Genomic DNA, 26203 nt, shown 5'->3' with positions numbered 1-26203 from the left:
CTTATGGCTCAACAACGATAACTGCTATTGATTCTAAAGGAATTATTGCCAGGCATGAATTTAAGATAGAACCCAATATCATTGTCTTTACACCACAATCCGGAATAGTAGGAAGTAAAGTAACAATCGCAGGAAATGGGTTTAATGCCTCTAAGACGATAGCGATATTATTTGGTGTAACTGGAGTTGATTTAGCAACCATAACTCTAACATCTTCTTATTCACATGGAAGTTTCTCAACCATATTTACAGTTCCAGAACAGATGCATTATCCACTAAGAGAGGTTTGGGCAAAAGATGAAAGTAGTGTATCTAAACAAGTTTCTCTGGGTTACGAAATCTTACCTAAGATAGTTTATGTTACCCCAACTTCTGGAACGGTTGGAAAAGTAGTTACTGTTTATGGTAATGGATTTAATTATCCGGCAAATGGTGCCAGTATTCATTTTGGAACAACAATTAATATTACCCAGATGAATATGAAAAGCGGTGGGTCATTTACCGTTACATTTACAATTAATACTCAACCTTATGGGACAACGACGATTATAGCGACGGATGTTGATTCTACTCCAGGAGTAACATCTCCAGCTACAGCAACTTCTACTTTTGTTATCCTGTCTAATATTGTCTCTATAGTTCCTACGGAAGGAACTGTTGGTAGTTGGGTTACAGTTGCGGGTAATGGGTTTGGTGCTACTGAAATGATTAGTATTATCTTTGGGACGGAACGGACTATTACTACGGTTACCAGCACTGCCTCGGGTAGCTTTACCGCCATATTTACCGTTAATACTCAATCTTATGGAACTACAAGTATTATAGCCGTAGGGTCATCCACCGGGCAGTCTTATGAAAGATATATTTACAAGATAAGGTCAGAGATTATCTTTGTTACTCCAACCCAGGGGATAGTTGGCACAATAATTACTGTTCGAGGTAATGGCTATTATTCTAATGAGCAAGTCCATATATTATTTGGGACTACAAATACAGCAACTATTGCCCAGGCAGAAAATAATGGGTCATTTAGCACGACATTTACGATTAATGCCCAAATTTATGGGACAACAACTATTTTTGCTATCGGTATGAGTTCACAAGATGGGACTTCGACATTTATTACTATCTTGTCACATATTGATTCAGTGGCACCTTATGCGGGAAGTGTAGGTAGTGCCGTGACAGTAAAAGGTAGCGGTTTCGGTCGAGTGGAACCAATACGAGTAGAGTTTGGGAATAATCCAACCAGAACTATCTGGTATAATAGTGATTATAAAGGTGAATTTGAATACTCATTTACAATTGATACGCAATCTTATGGCACAACAACAATTAGAGTTATTGGTGTGAATAGCGGCGCACAAGATGCAACATTTACCGTGAAGATACTACCGAATATTATTTTAGTTAGTCCTCAATCAGGAACTGTTGGTAGTGAGGTGACAGTAGCCGGTAATGGTTTTGGGATAAGTGAAGGGATACAAATTGATTTTGGGACAACAAGACCCAGAATTATTACCAGAACTGATAAATTGGGGGCATTCAGTATCAGTTTTACTGTGGATACTCAACAACAGGGACCGACATTAATTAAAGCAAGTGGAACATCAACATTATCAGCAGCGGAAAATGTTATTGCTACATCCACATTTACTATCTTACCAAGGATTACACTTATTACACCTACATCTGGGGTAGTAGAAGCTCTTATTGTGGCAACTACTGGTGAAAAGATATATAGCATCGTGACGGTAACTGGAAATGGTTATGGTGCAACCGAGGGGATTTGTATTGGATTTGGTAATACTGGCACTATTACGATGACAACAACAGATGCTTATGGTAGTTTCTCAATGACATTTACGGTTGATACCCAGGTTTATGGAACTAAGACGATAAGTGCAAAAGGATTAACCAGTGGTGTTGTAGATTATGGTAAATTTAAGATTATTGCGCGAATATATGAGGTTACTCCATATCGTCAGACGGTAGGGACAGTTGTTACAATAAGAGGAGATGGATATTCTGCCATAGAAGATATAGTCCTTAAATTTGGAACGGATGAAGAATCTACAGAGGTTCAATCATCTAATTCTAACGGACAATTTCTCCATTCATTTGTAGTTAATACTCAACCAGCAGGAACAACAACTGTTAGGAGTAGAGGGACAAATAAGTCTAAAGAGTTAGCATATAATTATTTCTTTATTATGGCCGAAGTTACATCAGTTGTGCCATCTTCTGGACCCGTGTCAACACCCGTCACGGTTCAAGGAACTGGATATAAGGCAGCAGAACTTATCACGATTGATTTTGGCACGCATCTGACGATTACTACGGTTACCTCAGGACCAAATGGGACATTTAGTACTACATTTACGGTTGATACTCAACCGGTGGGAACGACAACGGTGAAAGCAACGGGTCAGATTACTGGTGCATATCAATATTTTGTCATTACACCTGGAATTATCATTACCCCAGAAACTGGAACAGTAGGAACAATAGTCCAGATAAGTGGAACTGGATATGGTAGCAGTGAACTTATCCGCATAGAATTTGGCACAAATCGAACAATTACGACTATAACTTCACAGGCATCAGGTTATTTCAGCACACAATGGACGGTTGATGAACAATGTTATGGCACACATACTGTAACTGCTGTTGGTGCACCATCAAACACTTCATTCAATAAGGAATTTAGGATTACACATAATATCGTTTATGTAACTGCTACGGTAGGCACGGTTGGATTACCAATTACGGTTTATGGTAATGGCTATCATCGAAATGGCACCGTTACGATAAAATTTGGCACTGTGCCAATAATGATACAACGGTTGGCAAATATTAATGGGACATTTAGCATTTCCTTTACGGTTAATGACCAACCTTATGGGTCAACGACAATTATTGCTCAGCGTGACCGACCAGCAGGATTACAAGATTTATGGGATACACCAGATTATAGTGATATTGATTGCTTTAAGATAATTTCACATATCTGGATGGTAACACCAAAGACACAGTCAGTGGGGACAATTGTTACAGTTGCTGGTGATGGTTATGCGAGTTTGGCTTTAGTTCGGATAAATTTTGGCTGGACAACTACTATCACTCAAGTCTCAACAAATGTCTGCGGGACATTTAGTGTTACCTTTACCGTGAATGAACAACCAGCAGGTAGTCATACCATAACTGCGGCTGATTTAGTTGATCTGGATAATCATTGTGATAACGATGAATTCAGAATAACCTCACATATCACCTTAGTTAGTAGGACTTCAGAGATACCACATTTTGTGGTAACAGATAAATGGAAGGCACAAGTTGGAGATGTTATTCTCATTACTGGAGATGGTTATGGTGCGACAGAAATGGTTCAAATAGATTTAGGAACAACATTGACAATAACAACGGTAACCACTAATTATGCAGGGACATTTAGCACCACATTTACGGTAAATACGCAATACTTTGGAACAAAAACAATTGTTGCTACCGGAGTTACAACTTCGGAAGTCGATAAATGGGGTGAATATTGGCAAAAATGTATTGACCAATACAGATACTTTGTCATTATCCCGGAAATTACTGTAGTTACTCCAACTACCGGAACCGTAGGAAGAATTATTACTGTGTGTGGAACAGGTTATGGTCATCGAGATGAATTAGGAAATGGTGAATATTTAGAGATTAATTATGGGACATTGATTCATATTGAATATGGAGTAGAGGGTATCGAACCTCCTTATGAACCAGTTCGAGTTTCATCAGAAGGAACATTTACTGTAGCATTTTTACAAAACATAGTAGATATTCCCCAACCATTTGGGACAACGACTATTGTCGTTTATGGTAGCAGTACCAAACAGTTTGCACAAAATTATTTCTTTATACTGCCGAAGATTACAACACTTACACCGAAATCCGCCACTGTAGGAACAACAATTACGATCGAAGGTAAAGGTTACTCAGAAAATGCTATCATTCGCATTGCCTTTGGTAATAATCAAACGATTGCTATGGCGAGCACAGATTCTTCAGGCACATGGACAAAGACATTTACCATTGATGTTCAGGTCTTTGGAACAACGACAGCGACGGGTATTGGTCCGAAAGAACCTACAGGTCGTGAACAAGCTACAAATACCTTACGAATAGTGCCACATATTGTTAGTATTACACCGACTAAAGGGACGGTGGGAACGAGAGTTGCACTTTATGGTAATGGTTATACCGGTGGTGGCGAGGTGCTGATTGGATTTGGCTGGACACGGACGATTACAACTACAACGGCAAATCCAACGGGTGAATTTAATGGGACATGGACAGTTGATACTCAATTCTATGGGACAAAGACTATTTATGCTACTGATACTGTTTCTGGTGTAGAAGATAATGACCTGGGTGGAGTAGATGACCTGTTCAAGATAATTCCTGAGTTAGTCTGGGTATCACCGACTAAGGGAACTGTAGGAACACAAATTACATTATTTGGCACAGGCTATGCGGCAAGTCAAGGAATTTATGTTGATTTTGGAACAGATAAGGATGAAGACTGGGAGGTAGATCATCTCCTGCCTGCTTATGGAACAGCCAGTGAGGCGGGAACATTTAGTAGTGTGTATGATTTCAGAATTCAGCAACCGGCAGGCACTACCACATTTACTGCCTGGAATTCATATACTCACGCGATACCACAAGGTGATGATAAGAAGGCATCGAATATCTTCTATGTGATGGCAAAAATCTATACATCTACACCGAAACAAGGCACAGTGGGGACGATAGTAACATTAGAAGGTGATGGTTTTGGGTCTGCTACAACCGTGCGGATTGATTTTGGAACTACCAGGTCTATTACTACGGTTTCTGCTAATGCCTCAGGAACATTTACCATTACCTTTACGGTTAATACGCAACAGAGTGGTAATACCTTAATTACTGCTACCTGTCCACTTAACTTTGCTACGGAATCATTTAGAATTAAACCTGTTATTACTTCAGTTACTCCTGCGGTAGCTACAGTAGGGACAATAGTTACGGTTACAGGTAATGGTTTTGGCGCCAGTCATACCATTCATATTCTCTTTGGAACTAATCAAACGATTACTATGACTTCTACTTATGCACACGGTAGTTTCTCAACCACCTTCACCATTGATACACAGCCTTATGGCACGACGACCATTGTGGCAGTGGATGTCCAGGCTATTGCAGGAGATATTGCCTCAGATGATGATAGACTCAGAATTATTCCAGAGATTATACTAATTACGCCAAAAGAAGGCATAGTAGGAAGTGTAGTTACAGTTAGAGGTAATGGTTATGGTTCAAGTGAGTTAGTAAGAATTAAGTTTGGAACGACAGAGACAATTACCTTAGTTTCTGCAGAATACTGCGGTAGCTTCACCACTACTTTTACGGTTGATACTCAACCGATAGGCACGACGACTATTGAGGCAATTGGGGTTATGACTGGCAAGAGCAGTTGGAAGTTTGAGTATGTGATTAAGCCGCAATTAGTGTCAGTAACTGCAACTCAAGGAACTGTCGGTGTAGTAGTTACATTACGCGGTGGTGGATATAAAGCAGGTGAGTTAATCCAGGTAGATTTTGGCACGACAATGACGATTACCACTGTGACAGCAGAGTTAGAAGGTAGCTTCACTACTACCTTTACCATCAATACACAACCTTATGGTGTGACAACGATTAAAGCAACAGGTATGACTACCGGTGCCGATGCCGATAACCTGACATTCTTTATCCTGCCAAATATCGTTTATGTTACCGCAAATACAGGGACAGTTGGAACGGTAGTTATAGTGAGGGGTGATGGTTTTGAGGCTTATAGAAGGATTCGTATAGAGTTTGGGAGAACACCAACTATTAAACTTACTTCAACTTATGACGAAGGTAGCTTCACTACCACATTTACTATTGATACTCAACCCTATGGGACAACTACAGTAAAGGGACATGGCGATGGTATTAATGCAGAAAAGACTCTTACTATATTACCCAATATCATCTACCTGTCACCAACGCAAGGCACGGTTGGAACAATCATTACTATTTGTGGTAATGGCTATGGCAACTCAAGGACAATAAGGATAGAATTTGGAACTACACCGACTATTCAACTTACCTCAACCTATGCACAAGGAAGTTTCTCCACAACATTTACTATTGATACGCAGCCTTATGGCACAACGACAGTAGGTGCTCATGGAGATGACCAGGGATTACATCGCTATGGCAGTGTAACTGTTCTACCGAATATCATTCTTATTTCACCTACCTCTGGAACTGTAGGGACGATAATTACTATTAGAGGTAATGGTTACGATGCCTCAACCATCATTCGGATAGAGTTTGGAAAAACACTAACTATTCAAACTACCTCAACTTATGCCGAAGGTAGCTTCACTACTACCTTTACCATTGATACCCAACACTACGGAATTACTACTGTTGTTGCTCATAGCGATAGTAAAGTAATAAAGGCAGAAGGGACTTTAAGTATCGAGTCAAATGTTATCTCTCTTACACCAACATCAGGGACTGTCGGTGCAATTATCACGGTTAAAGGCAATGGTTATGGGGCATACAAGATAGTTCATCTTGACTTTGGGACAACGCCAAGTATTCAAGTTACCTCAACTTATGCCGAAGGCAGCTTTACAACTACATTTACTATCGATACACAGAGATATGGAATTACGACTATCAAGGCAAGAGGAAGTGAGGAGGCAATTGCTACCATTACTATTTTGCCACAAATTATTTATTACAGTCCAATAGAAGGCACAGTAGGAACGATTATTATGGTAAGCGGTAATGGATTTGGTGCAACTCATACTATTCAGATTGACTTTGGAACGACAAAGACGATTACAACGGTTATCTCTAAACCGCAGGGTTCATGGACAATTACCTTCACAATCAATACGCAACCTTACGGCACGACAACCATTATTGCCACAGATATAAATGAGGTTGATTTGGTGCAAGATTATCGGTTGATAGTTATCAAGCCAGAGATATTCAAGGTTGAGCCACAAGCCAATACTGTTGGGTCAATCGTTACAGTAGCCGGTAGTGGGTTTGGAGCGAGTGAAGAGATACAGGTTGATTTTGGAACGACGGTGAGTATCATTGTTACCAGGACGACTGATTCAGGTTCATTTAGCACTACATTTACTATCAATCCTCAACGATATGGCTGGACAACGATTACTGCAAGAGGCATAAATACAGGTCAGCAGGCAAGCGGGACATTTAATATTTTATCGCAATTTACACTATTTACCCCAACCATAGGGACAGTAACGACAGTGGTTACTATTACGGGTGATGGATTTGAAGCAACAGAGACCATTCATGTCAGGTTTGGGGTTAATTCGACTATAACTATTACCACTTCAGATGCATACGGTAGTTTCTCATTGACATTTACGGTTGATGTGCAGACTTTTGGGACAAAGAGTGTTGTGGTAACAGGACTCACATCAGGGCGAGTTTTGATGGGTAGTTTCACCATTATCGCCAGGATTCATACCGTTTCGCCAACACAAGGGACAGTAGGAAGTCGGGTAACAATTTATGGTGATGGTTATGATGCAGGGGATGAGCTAAAAATTAAGTTTGGAACTACAGTTGAATTTAATATAATAACTACATGTAATGGTATTGGACAGTTTACTTATATATTCACTATTAATACTCAACCAGCAGGAACTACTACGGTAAGAAGTAGAGGAACACTTGAAGGTATGTCTAAACAAGAGGCATTTAATAACTTCTTTATAAAGGCAGAAATTATAAGTGTAATTCCTCCTTCAGGGCAAGTAGGGACTCAAGTTACTATCATAGGAAGTGGTTATCTGGCAAGTGAAATTGTCCAGATTGATTTTGGAACACATATAAGTATTACTATGTCTACTGCCGGACCTAATGGAACATTTAGTGCCACATTTGTGGTTGATACTCAACCTGTGGGAACAACTACTATTACAGCCACAGGTCAGATTACAAAGGATTATGATTACTTTATAATTATCCCTGGAATTAGTATTACACCTCTTACCGGAACAGTGGGAACTGTAGTAGAGGTAAGTGGAACAGGTTATGGTGGTAGTGAACTTATTCGTATAGAATTTGGGACAAATATGAGTATTACAACGGTAACTGCAGCAGGCAATGGTAGTTTTATAACACAATGGACGGTTGATGAACAATGCTATGGAACACATACGGTCAATGCAGTCGGGGAACGGACTACTACACAATATCATACTTATTTCAAGATTACGCATAATATTGTTTATGTTACCGCTACTGTGGGGACGGTAGGATTGCCAATTACAGTTTATGGAAATGGTTATCATCGTCAGGGGACAGTAACGATAGAGTTTGGGACTAGCTGGGCAATAATCCAACAGACTGCAAATTATAATGGGACATTTTCAATTACATTTAATGTTAATTCACAATCTTATGGGACGACAACTATTAAGGCATTTCGTATGATACCAGGAGGGATGGGATACAATGACTTTGATAAAGATGAATATAGGGATGTAGATTCCTTTAAGATAATTTCGCATATCTGGTTGGTTACACCAAGGGCACAGTCTGTAGGAACAATTGTAACTATAGCTGGTGATGGTTATGCGGCTACGGCTACCGTGCGGGTAACATTTGGTCAGACTACCACTATTACCGAAACAAAGACAAATGCCTGTGGAACATTCAGTATTACCTTTACGGTAAATACACAGCCGGCAGGGACACATACAATTGTGGCGGCTGATGTCTTTGATCTGGATAATCATCGCAGTGATGACTTATTTAAGATAAATTCACATATTACACTAATCAGTCGGCAAGTAGAAGTGCCACATTTTGATGTGCCAGATAAATGGAAGGCACAGGTAGGAGATACAATTCTTATTCAGGGTGATGGTTATGGTGCTAATGAGGTAGTGCAGATAGATTTAGGCACAACCTTAACTATAACCACAGTTTCAACTAACAATGCCGGGACATTTGCTACTATCTTTACGGTTAATACCCAATACTTTGGCACCAAGACGATTGTGGCTACAGGACTTAACACTCAGGAAGTAGATAAGTGGGGTGAATACTGGAATAAAGGACCTGACCAGTATAGATATTTTGTTCTTATTCCAGAAATTACTGTGGTTAGTCCAACTACAGGGACAATAGGAACTATAATTACTATTAAGGGAACAGGTTTTGGTAGAGATGGTGTAAATGGAGAAAATATAACAATTGATTATGGGACAGAGTATGGTTTAGTTGCTAATACGGGATTTGTGATTATTGAGCCAGATACTCACCCGAGAGTCTCTCCAGAAGGGACATTTACTGCAAAATTCGATCAGAGTGTAGTTTCTATACCTCAGCCTTTTGCCACGACAACTATTAAGGTTATTGGTCTGAGCACAGCACAATGGGCACGCAATTACTTCTTTATCTTACCGATAATTACTACACTTACACCTAAGTCTGCTACCGTAGGAACAACAATTACGATTGAAGGTAGAGGTTATACTGAAAATAGCAATATCCGTATTGCCTTTGGTAATAATTCCACCATTACTATTGCTACGACTAATGCCTCAGGGACATTTACGAAAACATTTACCATTGACATTCAAGTCTTTGGAACAACGACAGCGATGGCTATCGGTCCGAAAGAACCTACAGGTCGTGAACAAGCTACAGATACCTTACGAATAGTACCACATATTGTTAGCATTACTCCAATTAAGGGAACGGTAGGGACTATAGTTACCGTTTCGGGTAATGGTTATACCGGTGGTGGTGAGGTGCTGATTGGATTTGGCTGGACACGAACAATTGCGATTACGACGGCAACGGATAGAGGTGAATTTAATGGCACATGGACAGTTGATACCCAATCCTATGGAACAAAGACTATCTATGGCACAGATACAACTTCTTGTTTTGAAGATGATGATACAGGTGGTGTAGATGATTTATTCAAGATAATTCCAGAGTTAGTCTGGGTTTCACCGACTAAAGGGACGGTGGGAAGTCAAATTACCCTCTTTGGCACAGGCTATGCGGCAAGTCAAGGGATTTATGTTGATTTTGGGACAATATATGGTACGGATTCTAGTGTAACACCACCAGCACCTCCTTATGGTGGTACTTATGCCAGTCAGGCAGGGACATTTAGTTTGGTCTATGACTTTAATATTCAACAGCCAGCAGGAACAACTACATTTACTGCCTGGAATTCATATAAATATGCACAAATGCTTGAATACGAAAAGCGAGCATCAAATATCTTCTATGTAATGGCAAAAATCTATACCTCTACACCCAAAGAAGGCACAGTGGGGACAATAGTAACATTAGAAGGTGATGGTTTTGGTTCTGCTTCAACCGTGCGGATTGATTTTGGAACTACCAGGTCAATTACAACGGTTTCTGCTAACGCTTCAGGGACATGGACAATTACCTTTACGGTTAATACCCAACAAAGTGGGGTTACTACAATCAAGGCGACCTGTCCACTCAATTCTGCAATCGAGACATTTACCATAAAACCAAAGGTTACTACAGTTATACCACCTAATGGCACCGTTGGTTCTACAGTGACGGTAACCGGTAATGGTTTTGGCGCCAGTCATACCATTCATATTCTCTTTGGGACAAATAAGACTATTACTATGACCTCAACTTATGCACAAGGTAGTTTCTCAACGACATTTACAGTTGATACTCAACCTTATGGAACGACAACGGTTGTTGCCGTTGATATGGAAGAGGGAGATGTATCTGCAAGCAATACCTATTTTATTGGACCGAATATTATTTTAGTTACACCAACAGAAGGAACAGTTGGTAGTGTGGTTACGGTAGCAGGTAATGGATTTGGTGGTAATGAGTCAGTGCAAATTCAATTTGGAACTAATCAGACTATTACTATGATTACTTCAGAAGGATGTGGGTCGTTCTCAACTACCTTCACCGTAGATGTTCAACGAATTGGGACGACTACTATTACCGTCTGGGGAATAAATACCGGCACATCGGCATATTCGTTACTGTTTAAGATAGCACCGAAGTTAGTCCAGATTACTCCCACCGCGGGAACTGTAGGCACGATAGTTACTCTCTATGGAAATGGTTATCTGAGTAATGAATTAGTGCAGATAGATTTTGGAACTACCCTGACCATTAATACAGTTACTGCCGTAGAATCAGGGTCAATTACGGTTACCTTTACTATCGATACCCAGAAATATGGGACGACAACGATTAAAGCAACAGGATTGAACTCGAATTATCCGGCTTATATTACTTTCAGAATAGAACCTGCTATTACAGGAGTTACACCAACAGAAGGAACGGTAGGGTTAATCGTAACCATAACCGGTAATGGATTTGGAGCCAGTCAAACTATTCGTATAAAATTTGGCACGACACCAAGTATTACCTTTACCTCAACAGATGCCTACGGCAGTTTCTCAACCACATTCACCATTAATACCCAACCTTATGGACGGACGACTATTATAGCCTATAATGATGCCCTGGGTATATTTGCCATTGATAATACATTTATTAAACAGAACTTAGTGTATATTACTCCAACCTCCGGCACAGTAGGAATAATAGTTACCGTATCTGGAGATGGTTATTGTGGGAATGATACGGTTTATGTTAATTTTGGGACGACACAAACTATAACCACTGTTTCTACCAGTGCAGGTGGCAGTTTTACAACTACCTTTACGATTAATACCCAACCTTATGGCTGGACCACAGTTAGGGCGTGTGGAGGAACGATTACCTACGAGGTTAAATTTAGAATTGAACCAAAGATTATCTTTATCTCGCCAACCGAAGGAACGATAGGGACAATTATTACTTTACGAGGTAATGGATATAGAGCATCTGAAACGGTTCAAATAGACTTTGGGACGACAAGGAGTATTCAATTTGTATCTGCTTATGCCGAGGGTTCATTTACCACTACCTTTACCATAGATACCCAGCCTTATGGTATAACAACGATTGTTGCTTCTGGAGATGGGATTTCAGATAAAGGCACAATTAGTATTTCATCCAATATCATTTCCATTACTCCAAAAGAAGGAACAGTAGGGACAATCATAACTCTAAGTGGAAATGGTTATGGGGCATCCAAGACAATTCATATAGATTTTGGGACTAACTCTAATATTCGATTGGCATCCAGCGTGGCAGAAGGAAGCTGGACAACTACCTTTACCATTAATACCCAACCTTATGGCGTAACTACCGTCAAGGCAAAGGGAAGTGAAGAGGCAGTAGGCACGATCACTATCTTGCCTAATATTATCCTGATTCAGCCTAAAGATGGGACAATAGGAATACCTGTCATGGTAAGAGGGAATGGATTTGGTGCAACAGAGCCAATACATATTCACTTTGGCACAACACCTACGATTACCTTTATTACAACTACTGCCTATGGTTCGTTCACTGCAGTTTTCACGGTTGATCTCCAATCAGTAGGGATAACTACGATTAAAGCAGTTGGAATAAATACCAGTAAAGAGGCAAGTGGAACCTTTACCGTTCAGGCAACCGTAAAGGTAATTTCGCCAAAGACCGGCACTGTGGGAACTATAATTATCGTGCAAGGGGATGGATTTAGAGGTAGTGAGTGTATACGGATAGATTTTGGGACGACAAAGAGTATAAATGTTACCAGTACCGATGCGGCAGGTTACTTTAACACGACATTTACTATCGATACCCAACCCGTTGGAATAACAACAGTGCGGGCAACGGGAATAGATTCAGGCAGTAATCCTTATGGCACACTGACTATTAAATCTAATATTTATTTAATTACACCGACTACTGGTCCAGTAACTACTGTTGTAACCATTAAAGGAAATGGTTACAGTGCATCAGAGTTAGTAGTCATAGGTTTTGGATGGACACGAACGATTACGACTGTTTCGACAATTCATAATGGGTCATTTGATACTATCTTTACCGTAGATACACAGCCTGTGGATAGTTCGCATTCTCCTAAATTAGTTATGGCGACAGGGACGCTTTCTTTAGAGGTAGCCACAGCATCATTTAAGATTATTGCTAATATCTATAGGATTTCACCATCTTCTGGTACAGTTGGATTAGTAGTAACAGTATATGGTAGTGGCTATAGAAATAATCAACCGGTCAAGATTCAATTTGGGACAGAGATAGACCCGCATAATACGGTTATGGATAAGGCTAATACTACGTCTTCAGGTAATGGGACTATTACAGTAACATTTACTATTGATACACAACCTGCTGGAACAGCAACGGTATTGGCTTATGAGGTGAATGCTCCAAAACAGGAAGCCGTTAATTATTTCACTATTGGTCCAAAGATAACCATTGTTTCACCTGTTCAAGGACCTGTAGGGACAATAGTTAGTGTTCAAGGTAATGGTTATGGGTCATCAGAATTAGTTGAGGTTTATTGGCCACAGAATCTTATACCAATGGCAACAACTACTTCTAATTTTGATGGTGAATTTAATACATCATTTGAGATTCAACCACAGTCGAACGGCACGAATACTATTACAGCTAAGGGCACACCATCAGGTGTCTGTGCGATTAATTTCTTTGAGATAGTTCAAGGTATTACTTTAGTTTCGCCAGGTGAAGGCACAATTGGGACGATTATTATGGTTAAAGGAACCGGTTTTGGTCCCAATCATACCATAAGGATAGATTTTGGACATTATCTAACGATTACACAGACTTCGGCGGATAATACAGGTTCCTTTACCACTACATTTACTTCACAAGATGTGCCTTATGGTTCAGTAAAGATAACGGCAAGTGATGAAAGCAATAAATTTGCAGAAGATACATCTTATCGTGTTTTACCTAATATTGTTATTTCACCAGTTGCCGGGACGGTAGGTAGCCTTGTTAGCCTGCATGGGACAGGGTATAGAGTAACAGAAAGTATTGATATTTGGTTTGGAGATAGAAAACCATATACCGAAGCTGGAACTAAAACTAATGAATTAGGAACATTCTGGACAGTATGGACGGTTGATACTCAAATATATGGTTCAAAGACTGTCATAGCCAGGGGTGGTCAGTTCGAGAGAGAGGTTTCATTTATGATTATGCCAAAGATATTTGTTCAGCCTGTAGAGGGAAGTGTAGGTACGATAGTTACAGTATTTGGGACAGGGTATGATAAGTTGGAACCAGTAGTGATTAATTTTGGTAGGACTTCGACTATTACGAGGACTACAAGTAATGAAATCGGGACATTTACCGTATCATTTACGATTGATACCCAACCTGCTGGAACAACTACGGTTACTGGTATTGGGTTAAATAGCTTTGCCAGCACAATAACTACAGTTGTGATTTATAAATCATTGACCTATCTTGCACCGAGAATAGGTTCGGTAAGTACGATGATAAGCATATCCGGTAATGGTTATGGCATAAGTGAAACTATCCAGATTGATTTTGGGACAACCAGAAGTATTACCTTAGTTAGCTCAAATAATGATGGAGTGTTCGCAGCAACATTTACGGTGGATACGCAGTATTTAGGAACAAAGACAGTTAGAGTTTTTGGTATCATTTCAGGGGAAGACCAGCACGACTATTTCCGTATCATACCATCTATTCCATCTGTTACTCCTATGTATGGAACAATTGGTAATTATAAGATACGAATAGCTGTAACCGGTTATGGGATAGAAGAGCAGGTGCAAGTTGATTTTGGAACTTTAATTAGTGTTGGGGGTTCTCCATATGAGGTTTCAGTGATAGGTGAACGGAGTGATATTGAATTTAATCCAAATATCCCTCAGCCGTATGGGACGACAACTATTACAGTTACAGGAAATACTCATAGGGAATATAGTATTAATTTCTTCCATATTAGACCTAATATTACCCAGGTTAATCCTGCTCAAGGAATAGTAAATACTCGAGTTATGGTAACAGGTAATGGTTATGGTTTGAGTGAAGTAATTCAAATTGATTTTGGCACGACGGTTACTATTGTTTCTACGACAACAAATGTTAGTGGTGAGTTTAGTGCTGAATTTACGGTTGATACACAAATCTATGGCACTACGACTATTAAAGTTATCGGGATAAAGACACAGCAAGTAAGAGAGACTACCTTTAAGATAATTCCCGAGATTACCTTATATACTCCAAGAATAGGTAGTGTAGGAACTTATGTAACGATTGAAGGGACAGGATTTGGAGCAACTGAAACTATCCGTATAAGTTTAGGAAATACGCCGACGATTAATTTAGTTACCACTAATGCGTATGGTTCATGGACAACTATATTTACGATAAATGTTCAACCTTATGGGACAAAGACGATGGAAGTCCGAGGTTTGAATTCAGGTCAGGTAATTAATTCATATAGTCCTGGATATGACTACTTGAAATTTAAGATAACCCCACATATTATTTTAGTTTCACCTAATATAGGCACTGTAGGAACATACATTACGGTTATGGGTGATGGATTTATCGCCTCTGAGTATGTAAAGGTTGATTTTGGTACTGTTCCTCAGATAGAATATAAAGAAGTGCAAGTAGATAGTAAAGGTGTCTTTACATTTAACTTTATTATAGATACACAACCTTATGGTCTAACGACAATACTTGCGTGGAATGTATGGAAGAGTGAGGGTGATGATCCTTCTCGAACGCGGGAGGCGTGTGATACCTTCTTTATCCTTTCCAAGATTATTACCTTAACGCCTAAGTCAGGACCGATAGAATGGACTCGAGTAACGGTGGTCGGTGATGGATATGGTGCGACAGAGCAGGTAAGGATTAGTTTTGGTAGTACGGTAAGTATAGCCTTTGCAACCACAAATGCCTACGGGACATTCTCTACTTATTTCACGGTTGATACTCAACCAGCAACCTTAGTGGAAGGTACCTGGGGTTCTAAAACTGTGACCGCATCAGGAGTAAATTCAACCGGGTCATATTCGGTAACATTCAGAATTTTGAGTAGGGTATCTCTTGTTTCTCCATCGCATGGGATTGTTGGGACGCTAATTACTGTCTTTGGAGATGGGTATTGTTCACATATGGGAAACGGTCAATCTGTCCTTGTTATGTTTGGTACTTTTAAGCCCATTCAAAATAATCCGTTCCAAATATCAGTAGGAGGAACATTCGCTTATTCATTTACGGTTAATACCCAGATAGGTGGGACGGTAACGATTACTGTAGTTGGAAGAAATATGGGTTCCACAACACTGAATAATCCTTATTATAAGAATACCTTCTATATAGATGGTAAAATTATTTACTTCTATCCAACATCAGGGTTAGTCGGGGAAACGGTGACTATAGAAGGTAATGGTTTTGGAGAGAGAGAATCTGTCAGAGTTGATTTTGGGATAAATAAGACTATAACTACAGTAACTTCAAGTACATTAGGGACATTTAGTTTAACTTTTACTGTCGATACTCAACCTTCAGGAACGACTACTGTTATGGTAACAGGATTGACGACGCAAAATAAAGATACAGTCTATTTTGTGATTAATCGTGGCATAACATTATATTCACCTACCTATGGTAGTGTAGGAACAATAGTAACTATAGAAGGTTGTGGATTTAGTGGTTCAGAGACGATTGAAGTTAAATTTGGAACTACATTACCAATTGCAACGACAACTTCTTCAAATGATGGTTCTTTCCGGGTGACCTTTACGGTTGATACCCAGGTGTATGGTGCAAAGACAATAAGTATATTTGGGTATATTTCTTCAGGAACGATAACACTTAGTCCTGATTTTACTCTCGTAGGTAATATCATTTTAGTTAGTCCAGAATCAGGAACAATTGGAACAATTGTCACGGTCAAAGGTGATGGGTATAAAGCATCAGAAGAAGTAATGATTCATTTTGGAGAGATATCAGCAATTGTGAAAACATGGACTACACCTACAGGGACATTTTCAACTGCATTTACAGTCAACACCCAAATTTATGGTTTTACAACTATATGTGCTTCGAGTTTTTCTCAACAGAAGTTCAATTACTTCAGAATAGTTGGTCGAATTTACCAAGTCTCACCTACGAGTGGTAGTGTAGGAACAATTGTTATTATTTGGGGTGATGGTTATAGTGCTAATGAGAATGTAGGTGTTTATTTTGGTAAAGGAACTTCCACGCAATATTTTGTGGGGACGACTACTGCTACCCCAACTCAGCTGGGTGGGACTTTCTCCACCACATTTACCGTTACCACTCAACCTTTTGGCACAACAACGATTTTTGCCAAAGGTGCTGGTGCATCACTTCAAGAGACTTTGAATTTCATGGTTATTACAGGAAATATTACTCTGATTTCACCGCCTTCTGGAACAGTAGGGTCGTTTGTTACTGTTGCAGGTAATGGCTATGGTGTGCAGGAGCGAATATTTATCGATTTTGGCACAACTAAGACAATGACAATAACTACTACGGATACGATTGGTTCGTTTACGGTGGTGTTTAGTATTGATACCCAGATTTATGGCACGACAAGTATCATTGCTACTGGTGAAGGTTCGGGTCAAATTGCCGAGGACCCATTTGTGATTATTCCAGAAATTACCTTTATTACACCGACAAAAGGTCCTGCATGGACAGTTGTTACCGTAAAAGGAAATGGATATGGAAAGTCAGAACTTGTGAGAATAAGTTTTGGGACAACGGTGACGATTGCTCTTACTTCTTCTAATTATCGTGGTGAATTTGAGACTACATTTAGCGTGGATACGCAACTTTATTATCTCAACACTATTGTCGCTACAGGTATCTTCACCGGGCAGGCAAGTGTTAAACAAGGACTGTTCTTTGTTACCCCAAGAATTGTTTTAGTAACACCTAATCGTGGTTCTGTTGGCTGCATCGTTACGGTGGTTGGAAATGGTCACTGGAAGGAGAATGAAGAGGTAAAACTTTTCTTTGGTATTTTTGATCATGCATATCAGTCACCTTATAGCAATTATATTGTCAAAACTAACTGTAGTAATTTTGGAACCTATGCGGTTACATTTACGGTTAATACACAACCTGCAGGAACCAAGACTATTACTGATCGTGGAAATACTACAGGGAATGCAGGATACATTTTTGTGGAGAATTTCTTCATTGTTGGCGAGATTAGTTTAGTTTCACCAGATAGAGGTTCTGTGGGAACAAAGATTATCGTGAGAGGTAATGGTTTTGATGCCAGTGAGCTTATCCAGATTGATTTTGGAACATTCCTAACCATAACTACGGTGACAACAAATATCAGAGGGACTTTTACCACGACATTTACCATTGATACACAACCTGCCGGAAGCACTACTGTTCGGGCAACTGGATTAAGAATGGGGCTGGTGAATGAAAAGACATTGTTCATTTATGGAAATATTATTAAGGTTACACCTACTTCGGGTTCATTGGGAACTATTGTTACCGTTGTAGGCGATGGATTTGGCAGGACGGAGACGATTTATATTGATTTTGGAACCAGTAGAACTGTAGGAATTGGTTTGACTAATAGTTTGGGAACATTCTCAACTACATTTACCGTAGATACTCAGCCTTATGGTCGAACAACAATTAAGGCTACAGGTTCTGAGACCACTTTAGTCGCATTAGGGTCATTTACGATTACAGGTCGGGTAACGGTTGTTTCACCTTCACAAGGGTCGGTTGGTAGTATAGTTACTATAGAAGGCACGGGGTATGGTGTCAGTGAGTTAATTGGTATAGATTTTGGTACACATTCTACCATTACTATTACCTCATCTGATTGGAATGGTCAATTTAGAACCACATTTACTATCGATACTCAGATTGCCGCTACAAAGACGGTTGTGGCGAGAGATAAGAATACTTCCGCCGCAAACTTCTTTGCAGTTAGAGGTAATGTAACCAGTATCTGGTATGATAGTGGTCCAGTGGGAACTGTTGTTACTCTAAGGGGTAATGGTTATGGTGCGACTGAGGATATATTTGTCCAGTTTGGTACGACACTTACTATTACTACTTCTACCTCCAATGGCATTGGTGAATTTATTGCTAATTTCACCGTTGATGAACAATCGGGTAGGATTACCGTAACTGTTAGAGGTATTCCTTCAGAAGAATGTGCCTATACCTCTTTCCTTATCAGACCTGGTATCTCTCTACTTGCTCCAACTGAAGGAACAGTGGGAACAATCATTACTATAGAAGGGAAAGGATATAATCCAGAAAGTAATCCTGCACAACCAGAACTTATTCAAATTGATTTTGGTAGGACATTAACTATTACTACAATTTCAACAGATGCACAGGGAAGATTCTATACTACATTTACCATTGATACCCAGGTTTATGGGACAACTTCGGTTACACCTATGGGACTTGATTCAGGCAAACAGGATACAAGATATATCTTTATCTTCCAGGAAATTGCTGTGGTAAGTCCAGATAGGGGGACAGTAGGGACTATTGTTAGTATTATTGGCACAGGATTTTATGCGACTGAACTTATCCAGATTGACTTTGGGACTACCAGGACTATTACTAAAGTAACGACAGAACCAAATGGTAAATTCATTACTACCTTTACTATCAATACTCAGATTGTGGGAGTAACTACGATTAAATCTACAGGTATGACTTCTAACTTAATTTTCACACGAACATTTACGATTATTCCACAAATCCATACAGTTACACCAAATATTGGGACGGTGGGCACAATTATTACTATCTTTGGTGATGGCTATAGCCCAACTTCAAAGATTCAAGTTGACTTTGGCAGACGCAATACTATTACTACTGTTACTACTACTGGCGTTGGAACATTCTCGATAACATTTACGATTAATACTCAACCCAATGGCTCTACTACCATAAAAGCAACAGATGCCAAAGGTAATTTTGCCATTAATAAATTTGATATTATCCCGGATATTATCCTTTCTACTCCAACGATTGGCACGGTAGGAACGATTGTTACATTAGAGGCAACAGGATATGGCGATTCAGAACTCGTTAGAATTACCTTTGGTGAAAATATTACTATTCATACGACCAATGCTAATACCGAAGGGTCTTTCTCGGTTACCTTTACTATTGATACTCAACCAGCAGGCACTACCACTATTACACTTACCGGCACAACCATTGATAGAATGGATTTAAGTCTATTTAATATCATTTCAGATATTATCATATTTACACCTACTCAAGGAACCGTAGGCACAATTGTTACCCTGGAAGGGACAGGTTATGGTATTACTGAACCAATCACTGTTCACTTTGGCACAACACCTACTATTGTTACCGCCGAAACAAATAGATGGGGAACATTTACCACGACATTTACTATCAATACTCAACCTTATGGTTTGACAACTATTGTCGTTAAGGGTGAGGAGACTAAGTTGTCAAATACAATGAATTTCTTGATTACGGAGGTAATTGAATCAATTACGCCTACACAAGGTTCTGTAGGGACAATAGTAACAATTATCGGTAATGGATTTGATGCCACAGATGATATATATATTAAGTTTGGAACTAAAGATAATATAGCTTCTTACAAGACGGATGCAGGTGGGAGATTTACCGGCACCTTTACCATAAATACACAGCCAGCAGGGACTACGACTATTAGAGCAACAGAATCAGATGGTCCAAAACAGGCTTATGCCTATTACTTTATTACCGGCAGGATAGTTTATATTTATCCGTTAGATGGTGTGATAGGGGCAGAAGTAACTGTTAAAGGTAATGGTTATGGGGCAAGTGAGGTAATTCAAATTGATTTTGGCACAACCTACACTATAACTTCAACGGTATCTAATAACAGTGGGACATTTAATGTTACCTTTACTGTTGATACTCAACCTTGTGGCATTACGACTATTAAAGCTACGGGTATAACTACTCAACAGGTTGATACCGGGACATTTACGATTAAAGCCGGTATTGCTATTGTTTCACCTACCTTTGGAACTGTAGGGACAGAGGTATTGGTAGAAGGTAGAGGTTATCAGGCAACAGAACAGATAGGTATTCAATTTGGGACAAATGGAACGATTACTTATGCTACGACTAATGATAAGGGCGTTTTTGTGGGGACATTTACCGTTGATACTCAACCTTATGGGTCAACAACTATTTTAGCAACCGGAGTTTTATCTGGTTTATCAGATAAATTTATCTTCAAGATAAGAGGAAATATTATTTCAGTTAGTCCTTCAATTGGGACTATAGGTAGTAATGTCGTGGTAAAAGGTAATGGTTATGGGTCATCTGAAACGATTTCGTTCAAGCAAGAAGGTATACCATTAAGTCAGACTAATACTCTGATAGATGGTAGTTTTGTAGGCACCATTACTATCATTACTCAGATAAACGGTTCTAAGACAATTGAGGCAAAAGGTCTGAATACCGCTGAGAAAGCTACATCTACCTTTGTTATCATTGCTAATATTATTCAAGTTACGCCTACATCAGGGACTGTCGGTAGTTTTGTGACGGTTAAGGGTGATGGATATGGCAATAGGGAGCGGATAGAGATTAACTTTGGGACTACGCCAACGATTATCTTTGTTAGTAGTTCAACTGCGGGAACATTCTCGATTAAATTTACAATTGATACCCAACCTTATGGCATAACTACCATAGTGGCGGCAGGTATTTCTTCTGGTGAAAGAGCTCAAAGTAGCTTCCGAATTACTGAAGAGATAATTCTCATAACCCCTGTTTCAGGAACTGTGGGAAGTATAATTACTGTGGCAGGTAATGGTTATGGTGCTACAGAAGGAATTCAGATTGACTTTGGAAAAACAAGCAGTATTATGTTCACGACAACAGATGCATACGGTTCATTCACAACTACCTTTACCGTTGATACACAGGTTTATTGCAATAAGACAGTATCTGCCAGTGGACGGACTACCCCGACAAGGGATACGGTTATATTCTGTATTACGCCAAAGATTATTATTACACCTACTATTGGCACAGTAGGAATTTCGGTGACCGTAGATGGGAATGGTTATGATGCGACTGAATATATTGGTATTTATCAGAGAGAGACTTTAGTTCATACCTCTGGTAATCCGACTTCAAGTGATGGGACATTTACTACTATCTTTGCTATTACTATTCAGCCAATAGCCACTACTACTATAAAAGCAGTGGGACTTTCTGGGGAATTACAATCAGCCATAGACATATTCTACATCATACCTCATATCTGGCAGTATGCACCTCTTGAAGGAACTATTGGAACAATGGTTACACTAGACGGAACAGGCTATGGAGCAAATGAATTAGTCCGAATAGATTTTGGGACGACACAATCAATTACTACTAAAGAGGCAGCTTCAGATGGCCAGTTGAATGTTACCTTTACAGTTGATACTCAGACCTATAGCACCAAGACGATTACCGCAGAAGGAACTATTTATCACTTAAAGGATGAAGTTACCTTCAAACTAAAATCCCGTATCTGGTCAATTACCCCTGTTTCTGGGACAGTGGGAACGATAGTAGAGGTAAATGGAGATGGATTTAGTGCTACAGAACTTATCCAAATTGATTTTGGCAAATATACAACTATAACTACTGTAACCACTAATGAGGTGGGGACATTTACTATTACCTTTACGGTGGATACGCAAGTTTATGGTGCAAAATCTATAGTTGCCAGCGGACATAGTTCACAACAAATAGGCACATCTACCTTTAATATTCTTGCCGATATTATTCTTGTTTCACCAACTGAAGGAACGGTGGGGGCTCAAGTAGAGATACGCGGGACAGGTTATGATGCAAACGAAGAGATAGAGGTTAGATTTGGTCAGACTGCTCCAATTTCAACTGAGCCTTCAGTCATACACACTTCACCTGATGGGACATTTACTGCCTTCTTTAATGTTGATACTCAACCAGCAGGTGTAACAACAATAGTTGCTATCGGTGATGGTAATGCACCAAAGGCTGATGGAACATTCACTATCAAGGCAGTTATTACCGGTGTTGCACCGCGTAGTGGGTCTGTTGGGACAATAGTTACCATTCAAGGTGGTGGGTATCAACAAATAGAGGGAATTAGAATCGACTTTGGTTCAACGCAAACAATTACAGTTACCGTGACGGATGATAAAGGTTCATTTACCGTTACCTTTACCATCGATACCCAACCAACAGGTAGAACAACGATTACTGCCACTGGCTTAAATGGTGGAGCACCTGCTTATGATACATTCTTTATTACTGGCAATATAACTCAGGTTACTCCGAATACGGGTTCTGTTGGCACAATAGTTACTATTTATGGAGATGGTTTTGATGACAATGAATTGATTCAGATTGACTTTGGTAATACAGTGACTATTGTTACGGTATCGACTAATGTTAATGGCACCTTTGGCACGACATTTACTATTGATTCACAACATTATGGAGTAAAGACAATTGTTGCTATCGGGCTGATGAGTGAACAAAGAGGAACTATTACCTTCACGGTTATCCAAAGAATTATATCTGTCTCACCGACAATTGGGACAGTAGGGACACAGGTAACCTTAAGTGGTAATGGCTATGGTTCTCAAGAGAATTTGAGAATTGATTTTGGTATATCGGCACCTCTTCTAATAAATCAAGGACCAACAAGTATAGATGGGACATGGACTATCTACTTTACAGTTGATACCCAGTATATTGGAACAAAGAATGTAATTGTTGAAGGACAAACATCGGGAGTTTCTGATACCAGACAATTTAGAATAATACCTAATCTATATCTGGTAACACCGAATACAGGAACCGTAGGAACTCAAATTACGGTGAAAGGAAATGGTTATAACCCAACAGAATTTGTTCAGATTGATTTCGGGACATTTCTGGATATAGTACCATCACCACAGCCAACAACAGATAGTAGAGGTAGTTTCACCACCAGATTTATTATTGATACTCAGCCTTATGGAGCAACTACTATTAAAGCAACAGGTATAGTCAGTGGAGAAAAAGCGGATAATTTAACCTTCTTTATCTTACCAAATGTAGTTTTAGTTACACCAGCTCAGGCTACAGTTGGTACCTTGATAACCGTTAGAGGTAATGGTTATGGTGCCTCAAAGACAATTCGGATAGAATTTGGGACTACCCCAACTATACAGTTGACTTCTACTTATGCAGAGGGTAGCTGGACAACTACCTTTACCCTTGACACCCAACCTTATGGCAAGACAACCATTGTTGCCCATGAAGATGATATTTCTATTGAGGCTTATGGCACATTAAGTATTCAACCTAACATTGTTTCAGTTACACCTACGGAAGGAACAGTAGGGACAATAATCACTATTCGTGGAAATGGTTATGGTATAACTAAGACCTTGAGGATAGAATTTGGCACTACTAATAATATAAGAAATGTTATTAGTGATATAGAAGGAAGTTTCACGACAACATTTACGATTGATACCCAGCCGTATGGAACAACAACTATATTTGCACATCAAGATGATATCTCAATTAAGGCGACCGCAACACTGCGTATCTTACCTAATATCATCCTTATTTCGCCAAATTCAGGGACAGTAGGACTGGTGATTACTGTCAAAGGTAATGGTTATAGTGCCACTCGAGCTATCCGAATAGAATTTGGCACGACACCCACCATTGTTATGGCATCGACCTATGCGGCAGGTATGTTTGAAACAACATTCACTATTAATACCCAACCTTATGGTGTAACGACGATTATTGCTCATCAGGATACTACCCCACGGCTTAAGGCGTATGGGACATTTGCTATTGAATCTAATATTATCTTGATAAGTCCAAAAGAGGGGACAGTAGGAACGATAATTACGGTTGCTGGTAATGGATTTGTTGCCTCTCATACCATTAAACTTGATTTTGGTATAACAACGACTATTCAAACAACATCGACTTATGCTCATGGCAGTTGGACTACGACATTTACCATTAATACACAACCTTATGGCATTACCACAATTAAGGCTTATGGTAGTGAAGAGGCATCAGGAACATTTACTATTCTGCCAAATATTATACTTGTAACTCCAGATGCGGCTACAGTGGGAACGGTAATTACTGTGGCGGGTAATGGATTTGGGGCATCAAAGACTATCAGGATAGAATTTGGAACGACTCAGACAATTCAATTGACCTCTACCTATGCGGAAGGGAGTTTTTCAACGACATTTACTGTTGATACTCAACCCTACGGTAGGACTACGGTTACAGCCCATGATGATGACAATGTGATAGCGGCAACCAGTAGTGTGACTATTAAACCAGAAATAATTCTGATTCAGCCAGAAAAAGGCACTATCGGAACAACGGTTACCATCAGAGGTAATGGTTATGGAGCACAGGAAATAGTAGAACTTGTCTTTGGAACTGCACCTACTCGTAGTATTGAGACAACGCAACCAGTAGGTTCATTTACATTTACCTTTACCGTAGATAGGCAAACATTAGGGACAACGACTATTATTGTGAGGGGAGTAAATACAGGTCAAAGCGTCCTTACATATCGCTTCCGAATAATTCCACATCTAACTGCGGTAACTCCAACTATTGGTTCAGTAGGGACAGTCGTCTCATTAAAGGGTGATGGTTATTTACAGAATGAATTGGTGAGGATAGAATTTGGAACGACCAGAACTATAACTACAGTGACGGTAGATATAGATGGATTCTTTGAAACTACCTTTACTATTGATACGCAGCCTTATGCTACAACTACGGTTAAAGGTGTGGTTGTTAGAACAGATGACTTCGCAGATAATCTGACTGTATTTATTACGCCGAAGATTATCCTGATTACCCCAACGCAAGGTTCGGTAGGCAAGGTAATTACGGTTAGAGGTAATGGTTATCCTGCATCAAGCACTATTCGCCTGGAATTTGGCACAACACGGACTATTCATATTGTTTCAACCTATGCCGAAGGTAGTTTCACTACTACCTGGACAATAGATACCCAGCCTTATGGCACAACAACACTTATTGCCCATGAGGATACCAATGTCATTAGTGATATAGGTAGTGTTACTATATTAGCTAACCTCTTTGCGGTTATTCCACAATCTGCACC

General features: G+C 39.6%; 1 protein-coding gene (cut by a window edge). It reads left to right on the top strand.

Going from position 1 to position 26203, the window contains the following annotated elements; genetic code table 11:
• The coding region annotated (locus AB1422_00005; protein MEW6617733.1) for a hypothetical protein crosses the window boundary (this coding region is incomplete at both ends): on the top strand, nucleotides 1-26203 show 26203 of its 85129 nt. Its footprint begins 58926 nt before the window's first position.

The organism is bacterium (assembly GCA_040757115.1).
In the GTDB taxonomy this organism is placed as follows: Bacteria; UBA9089; CG2-30-40-21; order CG2-30-40-21; family SBAY01; genus JBFLXS01.
The sequence above is the reverse complement of the archived record's forward strand: the minus strand, read 5'-3'. Positions and strand labels throughout refer to the sequence as shown.